At 39.0% G+C, this 15,324-nt stretch carries 16 protein-coding genes, 1 pseudogene and 1 riboswitch; of the genes and pseudogenes, 5 read left to right on the top strand and 12 right to left on the bottom strand.

All coding sequences use genetic code 11. The features are described 5' to 3' along the window. The 9 genes and pseudogenes from EWZ81_RS07050 to EWZ81_RS07090 form a co-directional block, all read right to left on the bottom strand. Window positions 1–67, bottom strand: a pseudogene (locus tag EWZ81_RS07050) (thiamine pyrophosphokinase); the annotation flags it as partial. Window positions 68–268: 201 nt separating this feature from the next. Next, window positions 269–1,057 (bottom strand): tryptophan synthase subunit alpha, encoded by a 789-nt coding sequence (trpA, locus tag EWZ81_RS07055; RefSeq protein ID WP_165549489.1) that lies wholly within the window; start codon window positions 1,055–1,057, stop codon window positions 269–271. After that, window positions 1,054–2,235: a tryptophan synthase subunit beta gene (trpB, locus tag EWZ81_RS07060; protein ID WP_165549490.1), complete on the bottom strand. Its 1,182-nt coding sequence runs from the start codon at window positions 2,233–2,235 to the stop codon at window positions 1,054–1,056. Before trpB ends, trpA begins: the two co-directional genes overlap by 4 nt. A gap of 1 nt (window position 2,236) precedes the next feature. Then, window positions 2,237–3,595, bottom strand: a complete 1,359-nt coding sequence (gene trpCF, locus EWZ81_RS07065; protein ID WP_165549491.1) for a bifunctional indole-3-glycerol-phosphate synthase TrpC/phosphoribosylanthranilate isomerase TrpF — start codon at window positions 3,593–3,595, stop codon at window positions 2,237–2,239. Next, window positions 3,588–4,595: an anthranilate phosphoribosyltransferase gene (gene trpD, locus EWZ81_RS07070; protein WP_165549492.1), complete on the bottom strand. Its 1,008-nt coding sequence runs from the start codon at window positions 4,593–4,595 to the stop codon at window positions 3,588–3,590. Before trpD ends, trpCF begins: the two co-directional genes overlap by 8 nt. Further along, on the bottom strand, window positions 4,592–5,176 hold the full coding sequence (locus EWZ81_RS07075) for an aminodeoxychorismate/anthranilate synthase component II (RefSeq protein WP_128038019.1): 585 nt from the start codon (window positions 5,174–5,176) through the stop codon (window positions 4,592–4,594). The genes trpD and EWZ81_RS07075 overlap by 4 nt, the downstream gene beginning before the upstream one ends. After that, the gene (trpE, locus tag EWZ81_RS07080; protein WP_165549493.1) at window positions 5,173–6,675 is read right to left on the bottom strand and encodes an anthranilate synthase component I; all 1,503 of its coding nucleotides are present in this window, start codon (window positions 6,673–6,675) and stop codon (window positions 5,173–5,175) included. The genes EWZ81_RS07075 and trpE overlap by 4 nt, the downstream gene beginning before the upstream one ends. A 231-nt stretch (window positions 6,676–6,906) precedes the next feature. Then, on the bottom strand, window positions 6,907–7,965 hold the full coding sequence (locus tag EWZ81_RS07085; RefSeq protein WP_165549494.1) for a glycosyltransferase family 9 protein: 1,059 nt from the start codon (window positions 7,963–7,965) through the stop codon (window positions 6,907–6,909). A 67-nt stretch (window positions 7,966–8,032) separates the two neighbouring features. After that, window positions 8,033–8,770, bottom strand: a complete 738-nt coding sequence (locus EWZ81_RS07090) for a 5'-nucleotidase, lipoprotein e(P4) family (RefSeq protein ID WP_079358808.1) — start codon at window positions 8,768–8,770, stop codon at window positions 8,033–8,035. 123 nt (window positions 8,771–8,893) lie between these two features. On the opposite strand from EWZ81_RS07090, the gene EWZ81_RS07095 reads away from it, so the two are divergent. Beyond that, a complete protein-coding gene (locus tag EWZ81_RS07095) occupies window positions 8,894–9,442 on the top strand; it encodes a YceI family protein (protein ID WP_097679877.1) in 549 nt (182 codons plus the stop codon). Window positions 9,443–9,505: 63 nt separating this feature from the next. On the opposite strand, the gene tenA is transcribed toward EWZ81_RS07095, so the two are convergent. Then, window positions 9,506–10,159, bottom strand: a complete 654-nt coding sequence (gene tenA / locus EWZ81_RS07100) for a thiaminase II (RefSeq protein WP_165549495.1) — start codon at window positions 10,157–10,159, stop codon at window positions 9,506–9,508. A 743-nt stretch (window positions 10,160–10,902) separates the two neighbouring features. On the opposite strand from tenA, the gene EWZ81_RS07105 reads away from it, so the two are divergent. The 4 genes from EWZ81_RS07105 to EWZ81_RS07120 all read left to right on the top strand — a co-directional run bounded on the left by EWZ81_RS07105 (window position 10,903) and on the right by EWZ81_RS07120 (window position 13,227). Beyond that, window positions 10,903–11,247, top strand: coding sequence for a pantothenate kinase (locus EWZ81_RS07105; protein ID WP_197295542.1), 345 nt, complete (start codon window positions 10,903–10,905; stop codon window positions 11,245–11,247). A gap of 39 nt (window positions 11,248–11,286) precedes the next feature. Further along, window positions 11,287–11,775, top strand: a complete 489-nt coding sequence (locus EWZ81_RS07110; protein WP_165549496.1) for a hypothetical protein — start codon at window positions 11,287–11,289, stop codon at window positions 11,773–11,775. 87 nt (window positions 11,776–11,862) lie between these two features. Beyond that, window positions 11,863–11,974: riboswitch (TPP riboswitch) on the top strand. Continuing rightward, the gene (pnuC, locus tag EWZ81_RS07115) at window positions 11,963–12,625 is read left to right on the top strand and encodes a nicotinamide riboside transporter PnuC (protein WP_078259181.1); all 663 of its coding nucleotides are present in this window, start codon (window positions 11,963–11,965) and stop codon (window positions 12,623–12,625) included. (Overlaps the previous riboswitch by 12 nt.) Next, the gene (locus EWZ81_RS07120; RefSeq protein WP_165549497.1) at window positions 12,613–13,227 is read left to right on the top strand and encodes a thiamine diphosphokinase; all 615 of its coding nucleotides are present in this window, start codon (window positions 12,613–12,615) and stop codon (window positions 13,225–13,227) included. Before pnuC ends, EWZ81_RS07120 begins: the two co-directional genes overlap by 13 nt. A 704-nt stretch (window positions 13,228–13,931) precedes the next feature. On the opposite strand, the gene rplQ is transcribed toward EWZ81_RS07120, so the two are convergent. Together rplQ and EWZ81_RS07130 are read right to left on the bottom strand one after the other, a co-directional pair. Further along, window positions 13,932–14,282, bottom strand: a complete 351-nt coding sequence (gene rplQ, locus EWZ81_RS07125; RefSeq protein WP_001216119.1) for a 50S ribosomal protein L17 — start codon at window positions 14,280–14,282, stop codon at window positions 13,932–13,934. After that, window positions 14,282–15,316 (bottom strand): DNA-directed RNA polymerase subunit alpha, encoded by a 1,035-nt coding sequence (locus EWZ81_RS07130; RefSeq protein ID WP_165549498.1) that lies wholly within the window; start codon window positions 15,314–15,316, stop codon window positions 14,282–14,284. Before EWZ81_RS07130 ends, rplQ begins: the two co-directional genes overlap by 1 nt. Window positions 15,317–15,324 lie beyond the last annotated feature (8 nt).

A 15,324-nucleotide genomic window follows, 5' to 3' on the forward strand; every position in this document is an offset into this window, starting at 1 on the left:
CTTTAAAACTAGGTAAAGTAAAAGGGGTTTCTAACACCCTAAAAAGACCATAGTCGCTTATGGATTGGTATATGAAAATCAGTCTTTTTTATTATCAAAATACCTGCGATTTTAAGCCGCTATCAACCACACTACAAGGCTACTTTTGTATTGTTGTTAGGCTTATGGCGGTATTTTCTACGCTAACGCCATAACGCGCATATAATAAAGCTTGATGATTGTTAATCTATAGTCTTTAATTTTTTGGCACAACAAAGCCTAAAAGCCTTTAAGAAATCATTCCTCCTACAAACCTCTTAATTTTTTCTAGCATGGCGTTTTCATTGTTCAAATTTTCTTCTATGATTTTGACTAACGCTGAGCCGCAAATCACGCCATCAGCACCCATGCCTTTAGCGTTTATGATGTGTTCTTTTTGAGAAATGCCAAAGCCCAGTAAGGCGGGGGTGGGGCTAAAGGTTTTTAAGGTTTTAATAATAGCGCTCGCGTCATTTTCTAAAATACGGCTCGCCCCTGTAACCCCACTCCTAGCTAGCGTGTAGATATAGCCTTGCGAATGCGTAGCGGCTTGTTCTAAATCTTTAACGCTCGCATTAGGGCTGGCGATAAAGATCTGCTTGATGTGGTGTTTTTGAGCGGATTTGATGACTAATTCTTTTTCTATTAGGGGCATATCCGCTATTAAAACGCTATCCACGCCGCATTCTTTGATTTGAGCGTAAAAATTGTCCACGCCATAAGAAAAAATGAGATTCGCATACGCTAAAAGCCCTATGGGAATATTGTGGTTGTAGCCTCTAATCTTTTTTAAAAGCTGGAAATTTTTAGCCATGCTAGCGTGTTTTAACGCCCTTAAATGGCTCGCTTGTATGGTAATGCCATCCGCTACAGGATCTGAAAAAGCAAGACCCAATTCCAAAGCGCTCACCCCGCTAATAATTAAGGTTTTAACGATTTCAAAACTCAATTCATAATTAGGATCGCCCAAGGTTACAAACGGGATAAACGCCATTTTTTTGTGTTTTTTTAAGGTTTCAAACATGTTTTGATACCTCATTTTAAACCTCCTTTTAAAGCGTTATAAACGGTGCTTAAATCCTTATCCCCCCGACCGCTTAAATTCACTACAATAATGCTTTCTTGTGCGCATTTTTGAGCGAGTTTTAAAGCATACGCTAAAGCGTGTGAGCTTTCTAGCGCTGGGATAATGCCTTCTTTTTGACACAACAAACTGAAGGCCTCTAGCGCTTCAGCATCGCTTGCACTTTCATAAACCGCGCGCTTACTCTCTTTTAAATAGCTGTGTTCTGGCCCCACTCCTGGATAATCAAGCCCGGCGCTAATGCTATGGCTTTCTGCAATCTGGCCTTCATCATCTTGTAAAAGATAGGTTTTATTCCCATGCAAAATCCCCACACGCCCCTTATTCAAAGTCGCCCCATGCTTGTTAGTCTCTAGCCCTAAACCCGCCGGCTCTACGCCTATGAGTTTAACTTCTTTATCGTTTAAAAATGCGCTGAATATCCCTATAGCGTTAGACCCCCCTCCAACGCATGCGATCACATAATCAGGCAAGCGGTTTTCTTTTTCTAAAATTTGGCTTTTAACCTCATCGCCTATCATTTTTTGAAAGGTTTTAACCATTGTGGGGTAAGGGTGCGGCCCGGCGGCTGTGCCTAGCAAATAATGCGTGTCCTTATAGCTGCTCGCCCAATCTCTTAAAGCCTCATTCACAGCGTCTTTAAGCGTCGCGCTCCCTGAATTAACTTCTCTCACTTCAGCACCCAATAAACGCATTCTAAAAACATTCATTTCCTGGCGCTTGATGTCTTTTTCTCCCATAAAAATCACGCATTTTAAGTTCAATAACGCGCAAGCGATAGCCGTCGCCACGCCATGCTGCCCAGCACCTGTTTCAGCGATAATCCTTGTTTTACCCATTTTTTTCGCTAAAAGGGCTTGCCCTAAGGCTTGATTAGTCTTGTGTGCCCCGCCATGGATTAAATCTTCTCGTTTTAAATAAAGCTTAACTTTAGGGTTAGAAACGATATTTTGACACAAGGTTAAAGGGCTAGGACGGCCCACAAAATCTTTTAAAAGACGAAAATATTCTTTTTGGAATTTTTCATCTTTCAAACACGCATCAAACGCCTGTTCTAACTCTCTTAATGCAGGCACTAACAATTCTGAAACAAAACTCCCTCCAAACTCCCCAAAATACGCTTTTTGATTCATCTTAATACTCTCTTAAAATTCGGGCTAAGCGCTTGATTTTATCCTTATTTTTAATCCCAGGGCTTATTTCTAAACCTGAATTGAAATCCAAACCCAACGCTTTAATTTTCAAGGCTTTTTGAATATTATCCAAATTAAGCCCACCAGCTAGCATGAAAGGCGTTTTGACATTTTCTAAAATACCCCAATCAAAACTCACGCCATTGCCTCCCATTTTATCCCCCTTAGTGTCGTATAAGATTAGAGAGGCCTCTTTAGCTTTAGGCACTAAATCTTTAGCGTCCATCACGCTTATTACTTGCCAAATCGTGCAAGTTTTAGGGAGCGATTTTTTTAATTGAGCGATTTTTTTAGGCGAATAGTCATAAAGCTGCACCGCTTTTAAATCAAGTTTTTTAACGATTTTTTGAATTTTTTTAATCCCGTCTTTCACAAACACGCCCACAAAATCCAATTTTTTAACCGCTTTTGTGATCTTTAAAGCTTCTTTAGGCTTGATGTATCGGGGCGAAGATTTTTCAAAAATCAAACCCCCATAAATGAAATGGTTTTTATAAACGGCTTTAGCGTCTTTAATCCTTGTAAGCCCGCACACTTTATTTTCGCCTAAAATCAATTTAATGCACGCTTTTTTCAAATCCTTTTCTTTCATTAGAGAGCTGCCCACTAAAAAGCCATTCACATAAGGGACTAGGGCTTTGATTTGCGCATGCGAATAAATACCGGACTCACTGATAATGATCGCGTCTTTAGGCAAAAGGGGGCGTAATTCTAGCGTGTGGTTAATATCGGTTTTCAAGGTGTGTAAATCCCTGTTATTGATGCCTATAATGTCGTATTGGAGTTTGAGCAAGCGCTCAATTTCTTGCTGGTTGGAAACTTCAGTTAACACGCTCATGTTTAAGGATTTGGCGAGGTTGAAAAGCTCTAAATAATTTTTATCATCTAACGCGCTTAACATTAAAAGCACCGCATTCGCCCCCATCATTCTAGCGAGTTTGATCTGAAAAGCGTCAATGATAAAATCTTTACACAAAATAGGCTTGGTGGAATGCTGCGAGACAATTTTAATGTTTTCATAAGAGCCTAAAAAATGTTTAGAATCGGCTAAAACTGAAACACAAGAGGCGAATTTTTCATAAGTCTTGGCTATTTTTAACAGATCAAAATCTTTTCTGATCAAACCTTTAGAGGGCGATGCTTTTTTGCATTCTAAAATAAAGCTAGTTTTTTTTTCTAATAACGCTTTTTTAAAATCCCTATCGCTTGGGGTTATGTTTGCGGGCAAGGTGTGATTTTCTTTAAGTGCAGAGACTTCTAAGAGCTTGTCTTTAAGGATGTTTTCTAACACGCTAGGCATGGCTTAACCTTATGATTTTTTGCAAATGCGTATAAGGCGCTTTGGTTTTTAAATGCTCTAAAGTCATGCCCACGCCCTCTTTTAAATCTTTAGCCCTATGGCTCAAATACAACAAACTCGCCACATTCGCCGCAACCACCATCGTGTGCGAATCCTTGCCTTTATTTTCTAAAATATCTAAACACGCTTGAACGCTTTCTTGTGCGTTTTCAATCTGCAATTCCTTCAAATCATAGGGGGGTAAATCAAAATCTTTAGCGCTCAAGTTATACTCTAAAATTTCGTTATTTTTCAATTCGCACGCATGCGTAATGTCATGCAACACGATTTCATCTGTCCCCCCTCCATTAACCACCATCGCCCTTTTAACGCCTAAAGCCTTTAACGCTAGCGCCATAGTCTTACACAAAGATTTGTCATACACGCCTAAAAGCTGGATTTTTGGCCTTAAGGGGTTGATTAAAGGCCCTAAGCAATTGAAAATCGTTTTAGTGAAAAGCTCTTTTCTTAAAGGGGCGGATTTTTTAAAACTTTGATGGTATAAAGGTGCGAACAAAAACCCAAAACGCGTTTGTTTGAAGCAATTTTCTAACTGCGTGGGATTCATTTCAATATTCACGCCTAAATTTTCCAACAAATCCGCACTCCCGCTATGGCTGGACACGCTCCTTGATCCGTGTTTGGCCATAGATAATCCCATAGAGCTGGCAATGAGCGCAGCAATCGTGCTGATGTTAATCGTTTTTAACCCATCGCCCCCTGTGCCGCAATTGTCTATTAAATCCAAACCGCTGTTAAAAGGCTTAGGGGCATGCTCTAAAAGCGTGGTTGCAGCAACGCTAATCTCCTTAAAGCTCTCGCCCTTGATTTTTAAAGCGCACAAAATGGCTCCAAGTTGCACTGGGCTTACTTTTTCGTGGATAATGAGGGTGAATAACTTCTTGACTTCTTCATCGTTTAAATCTTTTTGATGATACAGAGCGTTTAAAATCTCTTTCATAATAACCCTTCTAAAAACCCCACGCTTTGCTCTAACAACGCCCTCCCTTGTAAAGTCATGATGCTTTCAGGGTGGAATTGGTAAGCTAGGATCTTATCTTCTTCATTGACAATAGCCATAGGGATATTGTCATGTTCGGCGATCACTTCTAAATTTTTAGGCAACCCGCTCGCCATTAAAGAATGGTAACGCCCCACCACCATGCTTTCCCCTAAGCCTTTAAAAACGGCATGCTTTTTGAGCGCGATAGTGGTCGCTTTGCCATGCACGATTTCTTTACTCCTTATGATTTTAGCCCCATAGCTTTGCGCTAAAGCCTGTAAGCCTAAACAAACCCCTAAAATGGGGAATTTCTTTTTAGCCATTGCAATGATTTTTAAAAGATTGCCTGAACTATTAGGGTTACCAGGCCCGGGTGAAATGAACAATAAAGGCGTTTTTGATTCTTCATTCATTAAACCCATAAGATAACTCGGATCAATATCGTTTTGATAGACAGCCACTTCATAACCCAAACACTCTAATTCATACACCAAATTATAAGAGAAAGAATCAAAATTATCTATAAAAAAGATTTTCATAAGCTTGTTTTCCTGATCGCATCAATAAGGGCTTGTGCTTTGGCTCTTGTTTCATTCGCTTCGTTTTGCGGCACGCTGTCTAACACGATACCGGCTCCTGCTTGGATCAGCGCCCTATTGTTTTTAACAAAACATGAACGGATTGTGATGCAAGAATCCATAGAACCCTCGCTATTTAAATACCCCACGCTCCCCCCATAAGAGCCTCTCCTTTGCTTTTCTAGTTGGTAAATGAGCCTGATCGCAGAGATTTTAGGCGCTCCGCTGAGCGTGCCGGCGTTCATAAAGCTCCTGTAAGCATGCAAACTATCGCACCCTTTTTTCAATTCCCCCACAACCCTTGAGACTAAATGCATGACATTGGAATATTTATCCACTTTTAAAAGCTTGTCGCAATAGCGCTTTTTTGAAACCCTGGCCATGTCGTTTCTGGCTAAATCCACTAGCATGATGTGTTCAGCCCTTTCTTTATAGTCGTGTTGCAAATCAAATTCCATTTTACTATCTAAATCGTAATCAATATTCCCTTGTTTGTCCTTACCCCTTAAACGGGTGCCAGCAATGGGATAAATTTCAGCCGTGTTGGTTAAAGCGTTGTATTTTAAGGCGCTCTCAGGGCTTGCCCCAAAAAGAATAAAATCGCTGTCTTTGATATAGAACATATAAGGGCTAGGGTTAGTTAGCTTTAAATGATAATACGCGCTCAAACCCTCCAAGCACTCCATGTAAAAGCTGCGCGACAACACCGCTTGAAAGATCTCGCCTTTTTTGATTTCTTCTTGTAAGGATAGCACCCTTTTTTCAAACTCGCTATCATCACAACTAACGCTAACTTCTCTACTTTGCTTGGATTTTTTAGGGACAAAGTCGCTTTTGATGTTTTTAGCCAACTTTTTTAAATCCTGCAACTCTTTAGCTATCTCTGTTTTAAAGCGTTCATCAAAACACGCCCCCAAGATTTCAGCGCTTTTTTCTTTATGATCTATGATGATCAAATTTTGCGCGACATAAAAAATAAAGTCATTTGCGGTGTTGTCTTGCGCTTTTAAGTGGGGCAAATCTTCAAAAAAATTGAGCATTTCAAAAGAAAAAACGCCCGCGCTTAAAAGCGTAAAAGGGTGTTTGGGTTTTGTTTTAACGCTTTTAAAAAGCCCCCTTAAAGCGTCAAAAGGGCTAGGCTCAAAGAGCTTTAAAAACTCATCTTGCGTTTTTTTATCTTTGGTATAAATTAAGGTTAGGGCATTGTCTTGTATAGGCGTTTTGAAAAACGTGCTCAATGTTTGTAAAAACGCCCCGCCATTAGGCGTTAGGCTAGTGATGGTTACGATATTGTGGTTGCAAACTAGCTTCAAACAAGCCTTAGCCATTAAAAGGGATTTGGTGTGCACTTTGCTCTCAATCTCAGCGCTTTCAAAAAGCAAAGTGTGCCGTTGCTCTAACTTTTCATAAAGAGCTAGGGGGTAAGGAATATAAGGGGCTTTTTCTATGAGACTAACCATCAATTTCTTCACGCTAAAAATAAACTCGTATTCTACAAGAAATAGATAAATGAGCGCTAAATCTTATAGCCTAGTTGGTGCGAGAGCTAATCTAGCTTAAATTCAAATTGAATCCCTTAAGACTCAATTTTATGAGGAAATTAGAAATTTTAATGAGAATGCGAAAAAACCGCTTCAATCCGATTAAATTTTTGAGCGTTTTTAAGATCGCTTGCGTAATGTTTGTTGCGGTTATCTTTCTTGCGCGTGATGAGAAAGATTTTTTGTGATAAACCCCACAATCTTTTCGCTCTCTTTTTTAATGTCAATCAAACCCATGTCGTTTGAGCCATTAGGTGGGGTGATGCCTAAAAATTGTTCGTTGAAAGGCCGCCATCTGGCAATAGAGGCGCTGAGTTCGTTAGGATAAAACCCAATAGATTGGTTGTCAAATAAAGCGTTCACATGCAAAGGACCTGAAGCGTTCCCGATATAAACGGACAAATTCGCGCACAATTTGGCTAAATCCACTAAACTATGGCTCGTATCATAGAGATGAGCGAAAGGGACTTTTTTAAGGAGTTCTTCTGTGACTTTCCTCTCGCCTGGCCCGCAAATAAGAATGATCTCACAACTTAATTTTTCATGCAAGATTGTAATCAACTCAATGAAATGCGAAGCAGGCAATACGGGCGAACTGCCTCCGCTATGCATATGCACGCCAATCCACAACAAACCAACATTAGCGTTGAGTTTTGAAGCGATGATGGATCGCTCTTTGGATTTGTCTTTAAGCTTCCATGCGATTTTTTTAATTGAAGCGTTAGGGAGATTATGATCTTTACAAAACGCATGGATGAGATCCAAATTGTATTCGTATTCGGTTTTTAAACACAACGATCGGCTTTGGCGCATGCTCTTTTGATAAAGCCAAGAATAGATTTTAGTCTTTGGGGCTAGGATATAAGGAATAAATTTCCTCAAACTAAAAGCGAGTCTGGCGTTTTTAAAATTAGAAAATAAAAAGATAAGAGCGTCAATGGGTTTGCGTTTGAGAGTGGCGCTCAAATGGTTATCTTCTATAATGACTTCATCAATGAAAGGGAATTCTAAGGCTATTGGGGTGGTATAGCTAGGCACAACCACGCCTAGATACACTTCTTTGCCTTTTTCTAAAAAAGCATGCTTGAGAGCGATTAAAGCGGGGATCGCTAAAATAAAATCGCCTAACTTATCGTTACGGATCACAAAAACTTTTTGAGAGTTTTCTTTATCTTTGCATTTTAAATCTTCAAACCCTACAAAATCCATAACTCCGCCTAAGAGATCAAATTTTTTGTCATGTTAGCAAAAATCGTTCTTATGCGATGGATAAATTTTATTTTTTATTCTGCCATGCTTTTATAGGCTCATCTTCCCATGTGCCATAGAGAGAATTGGGTAAAATGATCCACTCTGTGCCGAATTTTTGAGCGTTTTGCAAGACTTTAGCTCGCTGTTCTTGGCTGTTTTTAGCGTCTTTAGCAAAAATAGCGTCAAAATCATGCAAAGTGTCGCCCACTTGTAAAACAATCGCATAATCCTTAGCGACTGATTCTCGCCTAACGGCTTTAGGCTTGCCTTTTTCTTTCAATAAAACGGATTCTTCACTCACTTGGGGAAGTTTAAAACTTTTGAGCGTTTTTAAAGTGAATGCCTTATTTTTTTGCGTGCGGTTAGAAATGTAAAAAATCTTAACGCCCTTAGAATTAGCGTATTCTAAAAAGTCTAGCGCTCCAGGAATGAGCGTGAGAGAGCCTTCTTTTTCAAATTTATCCCAAGTTTCTGGGGTGTATTTAATGCAATTTTTGACTAAATAACCCGCATAATCAAAAGTGTTTAAAACGGTTTCATCTAAATCCAAGATGACGGCTGGCTTTTTGTCTTTAACGAGCTTGAGGTTATTGTCTAGTGCCATTTTCGCCATTTTGTAACTTTGCAATTGCAAGGCTCTAATTTCAGCACTTTGCTGATGATACTTAACGCTTCTTGTTAGGGGCGAAACGCATTCTTTGGCATTTAAAACACTCATCAAACTCAATCCTAATAAAACTGATGCAAGGGTCTTTTTTATCATAACAACACCTACCTAATGGGGATTTTTTGTATTATACCTTAAAACAGATGATTAGGAGTATTTTACCATTAACCAATTTGTTGTATAGTTGGCGTTTTTAATTCAAAATGAAGTGAGGAAACAATGAAAAAAGCGTTAATGTTCACCCTTTTTGGTGTTAGTCTGGTGTTTGCAAAACCTTATACGATTGATAAGGCAAACTCTAGTGTGTGGTTTGAGGTTAAACACTTCAAATTCAATGAAACAAGAGGCGTGTTTGATAGTTTTGATGGCAAAATTGATGCCGATCCTAATACCAAGGCTCTCAATGTTTTTGAAGGTAAAATTGATATTAAAAGCATTAACACCAGGAACAAAAAAAGAGACGACCACTTAAGGACAGCAGAGTTTTTTGATGCCATGAAATACCCCAAAGGGAGCTTTAAAATGACCAAATATGAAGATGGTAAAATCCATGGGGATTTGACCCTTCATGGCGTAACCAAACCTGTCGTATTGGAAGCCAAAATCCAAGCCCCCTTACAAAACCCCATGAATAAAAAAGAATTCATGGTGTTACAAGCTGAAGGCAAAATCAACCGCAAGGATTTTGGTATCGGTAAAACCTTTAGCGACGCTGTCGTCGGGGATGAGGTAAAAATTGAGCTCAAACTAGAAGCTTACGCCCAATAATCGTTTTGTAAGAGATAGATATTTTCTTCTCTTGCGTTTTTCTAACAGCACAAAAACTTTTACTCAACTTTGATACGCCATATCCCAAAACTGGTATTCGTATTTACTTGTAGTGATAAAAATGTCCTTTAATTTTTCAATTTCTTGTTTTGAAGAAGCGAGGGTGAGGGAATCAAGCAAATTAATATTCCAATTTACGCACGCTTGAAATTCTTTGGAACTATAGCCCTTAATCCAATGCCCATAAAAGGCATGTTCTAAAGCGTTGGGGATTTGGCTTAAATTTTGCGCGATCACTAAATAGCTCCAACCACAGGATAGAACAGCCGCCGCAACTTCTTTGATAGAACCCTTAAACCCTTCAGCGAGCATGTAGCTTGTATAGGATTTATTCGCTAGAGTGGGGTGCGCGTTTTGCAATTCTTTTTGAGTGATTTGAAGTTCTCTAATGTAATGGTTATGGATACTCATCTCGTTATTCAAAATATCCTGTATAGCGTTAGAAAACTCTCTCATCACCGCTTCATCACAAGCCTTAACTACGCCTAAAGCAAACACCTTAGCGTATTCTAAAAGAAACAAATAATCCTGAATAATATAAAAACGGAATTTATCTCTTTCTAAAGTCCCACGCCCTATGCCTTGAACAAACGGATGGGAAATACAATCCCCCCAAATAGATTGCGCATTTTTATACAGATATTGTGAAACTTGCATTTTTACACTCCTAAAATCAATTCAATACGCATTCTAACACGAAAGCCCACAATATGGTATAAAAATTTGTTGTTAAAAAGATTTGTGAGTGGACTCTTGTTTTCAAAAATTGAACGCTGTATTAAAATATCTGTGATTTTGAATAGCGATTAATGATATTATAGGGCTTGTATTGCTTTTATGTTGTTTAAGATTGGCTATCATTTGTAATCATAAAAAGGTTAATTCCATCTCGCTCTGTAGGTTTTTATTTTTAGAAGTTTTTATTATGGGAACTTGCAGTATGGCACTTACAAGATAGGAGTCAATCTTAGATGCATGGTTTCAAACCTATTACAGAGCGAGATGGAATTAACCCTACCATTTATGATTGGTTTAATCTCTGTATGAAGTCATATCGGCTGAAACTCAAAATAGTTTAGCATAAAAATAAAAAAGCGTCTAATATATTCAAAATAGGCGTTCAATTTTTAAGCGGTTGGTGTAAAAACGCAATTAAAGGCTTTAATGCTTGAAACTTAACGCTCTAAAACGCTTAAAAAATGCTAAAACCATAAAACTAATTATTTACTTTAATCCTGTAATTTGTGAATAAACAAAACACTTATTGAGTTTTTTGTGATCTTTTGCTGATCTGTAACAACGCTTTTAAATAGGGTTGTGGTATAAATATTCTTATCAAGGTGTGCCAAACATGCCTTGAGTCTCAATTTATGAATCTCAATTTTATGAAAGGATTTGTTATGAGTGGATTAAGAACTTGTGTAGTGGTTTTATGCAATGCAATGGCTAATGTAGCTATAGCTAGTCCTAAAATAGAGGCAAGGGGTGAATTAGGCAAACTTATAGGGGGTGGTGTTGGGGGTTTTGTTGGTGATAAAATTGGAGGAGCAATTGGGGTTCCTGGAGGTCCAGTGGGTATTGGATTAGGGAGATTTCTTGGTGGCACAGCAGGAGGATATATTGGGTCTGAAGTAGGCGATAGGGTAGAAGATTACATCCGTGGCGTTGATAGAGAACCACAAACCCCAAGAGAACCTATCCGTGATCTTTATGATTACGGCTATAGTTTTGGGCATGCTTGGTGATCTTAAATGAGCCAAGGCGATGAGAAAAAAGGAAATAACATGGATACTACAAAAGAGAACTTGAATGGCTCAAAAAAGCGTTTGAGCGATTGGGAATATCAATGGGCAGTGGCCATAGTCTATGCGGGGTGCATATCCACATTCCCTTGGAGCCAAGGCGATCCACTTTTTAACCCTAAAGACAGCTATTGCGCATGGCTAACGATCTTAATAGCGGCTCTGTTGTCTAACCTTTTGTTTGACCCTCGAGATAGGGATTGTTATAAATCCTTACAAGTAGGATACCCCAAGTTTTTGAAAGCCATTTTTAAGGCTAAGTTTTTTGGCGCGTTTTATAACGCTGTGTTAGGAGCAAGATTAAGAGATTTTTATGTGATGCTTTTAACGATGCCCTTTATTATCGCTATCCATGAGATCTCGGCGTATTGTGGGCATCCTAGCAATCTCCTTATAGAGGGTTTGGTTATGCTTGGCTTTGTGTGTGTTTTTGGGCTTTGCGTTAGGCTTTGCACTAAATTAGGGTGGTGATTTAACCCAAATGGCATTAAATGGAGGGGGGAGTAAAAAAATTAAAGAAACTTTAAAGCGCATTCTCATGGATTTGTGTTACAATAAGGAGCATTTAAGGGGTGCTTTTTAAAAACGCTCAAGTTTTTAAAAAGCTGAGATCAAACCCGTAGAACTTGTCAAGGTAATTCTTGCGTAAGGAATAATTATGTTAATAACCACCCAACTATCCAAACGATTTTACGCCACGCTCATTCTCGCTTGCGTGTTTTTAACCATCACTAACATCCTTGTCAAAGGCTCGTTTATCAACCTACTAGCAGGGCTTAGCGGGGTTTTGTATGCGTTTTTTGCCGGAGAAAGGCAAACGATTTGCTTTATATTTGGTTTTGTTTATAATTTGAGTTACGCTTATGTCGCTTATCAATGGAAATTAAACGCCGATGTGATTTTATGCCTTTTTTTGTATATGCCAGTAACGATTTATGGGCTATTCGCATGGAAAAAGACAGAGCAGCATGAGGGTGCTATCAAGGCTCAAAAACTTTCCAAAAATTGGCGTTTTGCACTCGTTTTAGGCATAGGGGTTTTAACTTATGCGAGCGCTTTGTTTTTCAAAGAGATTAAAACGAATTTTTTATGGGCAGAGAGTTTTAATTTCGTCATCTTTATCATTGCTTTTATTTTGCAGGTTTTGCGCTATGTGGAGAATTATGCGCTAGTAACTTTGGGGAATATCGTATCCATTATCATGTGGTTTTGTATTTTCCAAATTTCTACAGAGAGCTTGGTGCAACTCTTCACAACGATTCTATACCTTTTTATTGGTTTGTATTATTTTAACCGCTGGAACCAGTCATGCAAGCAGTGATTTTAGCGAATGGGGAGTTTCCTAAGTCTCAAAAATGCTTAGACCTTTTAAAAAACGCTCCCTTTTTAATCGCATGCGATGGGGCTGTTATATCATTGCATGCGCTTCAATTCAAACCCAGCGTTGTTATAGGCGATCTAGATAGCATTGATTCGCATTTGAAAGCCTTGTATAACCCTATACGCGTGAGCGAACAAGACAGCAACGATTTGTCCAAAGCCTTTTTTTATGCTTTGAATAGGGGCTGTGATGATTTTATTTTTTTAGGGTTGAATGGCAAGCGAGAAGATCATGCCCTAGCGAACACTTTTTTATTGTTGGAGTATTTTAAATTTTGCCAAAAAATCCAAGCCATAAGCGACTATGGTCTTTTTAGGGTGTTAGAAACCCCTTTTACTTTACCTAGTTTTAAAGGGGAGCAAATCTCGCTTTTTAGCCTGGATCTTAAAGCCCAATTCACTTCCAAAAACCTCAAATACCCCTTAAAAAACTTGCGTTTAAAAACGCTCTTTTCTGGCTCGCTCAATGAAGCCACAGATAGTTTTTTTAGCCTTAGCTCTACACCTAAATCGGTGGTGTTGGTGTATCAAAAGTTTTCATAAGTGGGTTTTGCTAGGCAAGTTTTTAGTATCTGTATATTGAAGTTAAGGAGCATTTAAAATGGTAGGTATAGAAAGATTGATTCAGTCCCGCTTTGGCGTGGTGGCGGTTCGGTTTATAGTCTTTAGTGTATCTTGTGTGGCTTTCACAAGATAGGAGTTTGTATCTTGTGTCTTTTTTATAAAACCACTACAAAGCGAACAAATCAACCCATCACTCATATCGGCTAAAATCCAAAGCAGTTTAGCATAAAAAATAACCAAGATCTAGCATGTCTAAAAAACAATCCATCTAACTTAATCTCCAGCAGTTGGATTTCTTAAAATCATCAAACCAATTAGAAGCCTCAATAAAAATGCAAGAAATACCGCTCAAGTAAAGACAGAAAAATCTATTTGAACGATGAAGTTTAGGCGATTCAAGAATACAACAGGGTCATTAAAGGGTGGGATAAAAGCCAGTGCGAGTTTTGAGTTTATTTTGATTTTTTAAAAATGGGGTTTTAGTTACTTTATTTTTGCAGTTTGGAGGTTATCGCTTAACTAAGCTCTTTTATATTTTGATCACAGAAAATGCTTTTTAGCATTTTTTAAATTTCATGATCAATAAAACAAAGTCAAAGCTTTTAAGCGCTTCTTTTAAAAGGATAAAATCAAGGCGATAACCACCAACCAAGAATAAATCTTGGCTAGCAGTTCATCAAATTTCACACAAATTCAATGGTGGCTAGAGTGGAAGCGTCCCCTCTTCTAAAAGTGGTGCGTTGGATCCTGGTGTATCCGCCATTCCTTTGCGCGTATTTGGGCGCGATTTCGGTTACAAGCTTGTGGGTGGCTTCTTTGTTTTGCAAATACGCAAAAACATGGCGGTGCGCGTTAAAATCGCCCACACGAGCCGCTGTCGTTAATTTCTCAATGTAACTGCGCAACTCCTTAGCCTTATAAATCCCTGTTTCAATTTTGTTATGCTCAATCAAAGCGATCGCTAAATTCTTTAATAACGCCTTTCTGTGCGAGCTGGTTCTCCCAAGCTTGCGGTACCCGTGTTTGTGTCTCATCAGTCGTTACCTCCTTTATCTTCTAATTTTTCTAATCTTTTCTTTAAACTCTCTCTTTGTTCATGGCTTAATTCTGTGCCTACCGGATAGCCCAAATCATTCAATTTTTCAGCGATTTCATCATAGGATTTTTTACCCATGTTTTTCACGCCCTTAAGCTCTTCTTCGCTCATCAACACGAGTTCGCCCACATACTTGATGCCGATTTTATCCAAGCAATTAAAACACCTAGCGCTCAAATTCATGCTTTCAATTTTAGCGCTCAAGTCTTTAGCGTCATCTCTTTGAGCGTAATCGCCTGAATACTCCGTGTTAGCAATGGGTCTTTCGCCAAAAACGCCCAGTTGCTTGCTCATCACTTTCACCGCTGACAAAAACGCTTTATAAGGGTCAATCTGCCCGTCTGTTTCAATATCAAAAATGATTTTTTCATAGTTGGGATCGCCCTCAACCAAAACATTTTCAATCTCATAAACGACCTTTTTAATCGGCGTGAAAGAGCCGTCTAGCGGCATGTAGCCCTCAGGCATCAATTCCCTTGTGTTTTCGCTTGGGACATACCCCATTCCTTTATAGATAATGAGCGAAAAATTCAATTGAGCGTCTTCGTTGATTGTCGCTAGGGGCATTTCCGGATTGACGATTTCTATATGCTCAGAATTCAAATCCCTAGCCCTAAGCTCCATAGGCCCTTTAAAAGAATAATCCACCACAACCGATTGGTTTTCTAAAGAGCTATCCTGCCCCACTAACGCCTTGGCTATAAAGCGGATATTCTTTAAATTCATGATAAAAAGCGACACATCTTCAGTAACCCCTCTTAAAGAGTCAAACTCATGATGGACGCCTTCAATCTTTAAACCTACAGGAGCATACCCCACAGAGCTTAAAAGCAAGAGCCTTCTAATAGGGTGAGCGAGCGTAACAGCGTAACCAAACTCAAATGGAGCCAGAGAAATCTTAACCCGATTGCCATCTTTCTCTAGCACCTTAATTTCTGATGGGATCAAAGGTGCTGTTTTGATAACTTTCATGCTCTAAC

Origin of the sequence: Helicobacter pylori (assembly GCF_011140715.1) — a bacterium.
Taxonomy (GTDB): Bacteria; Campylobacterota; Campylobacteria; order Campylobacterales; family Helicobacteraceae; genus Helicobacter; species Helicobacter pylori_DA.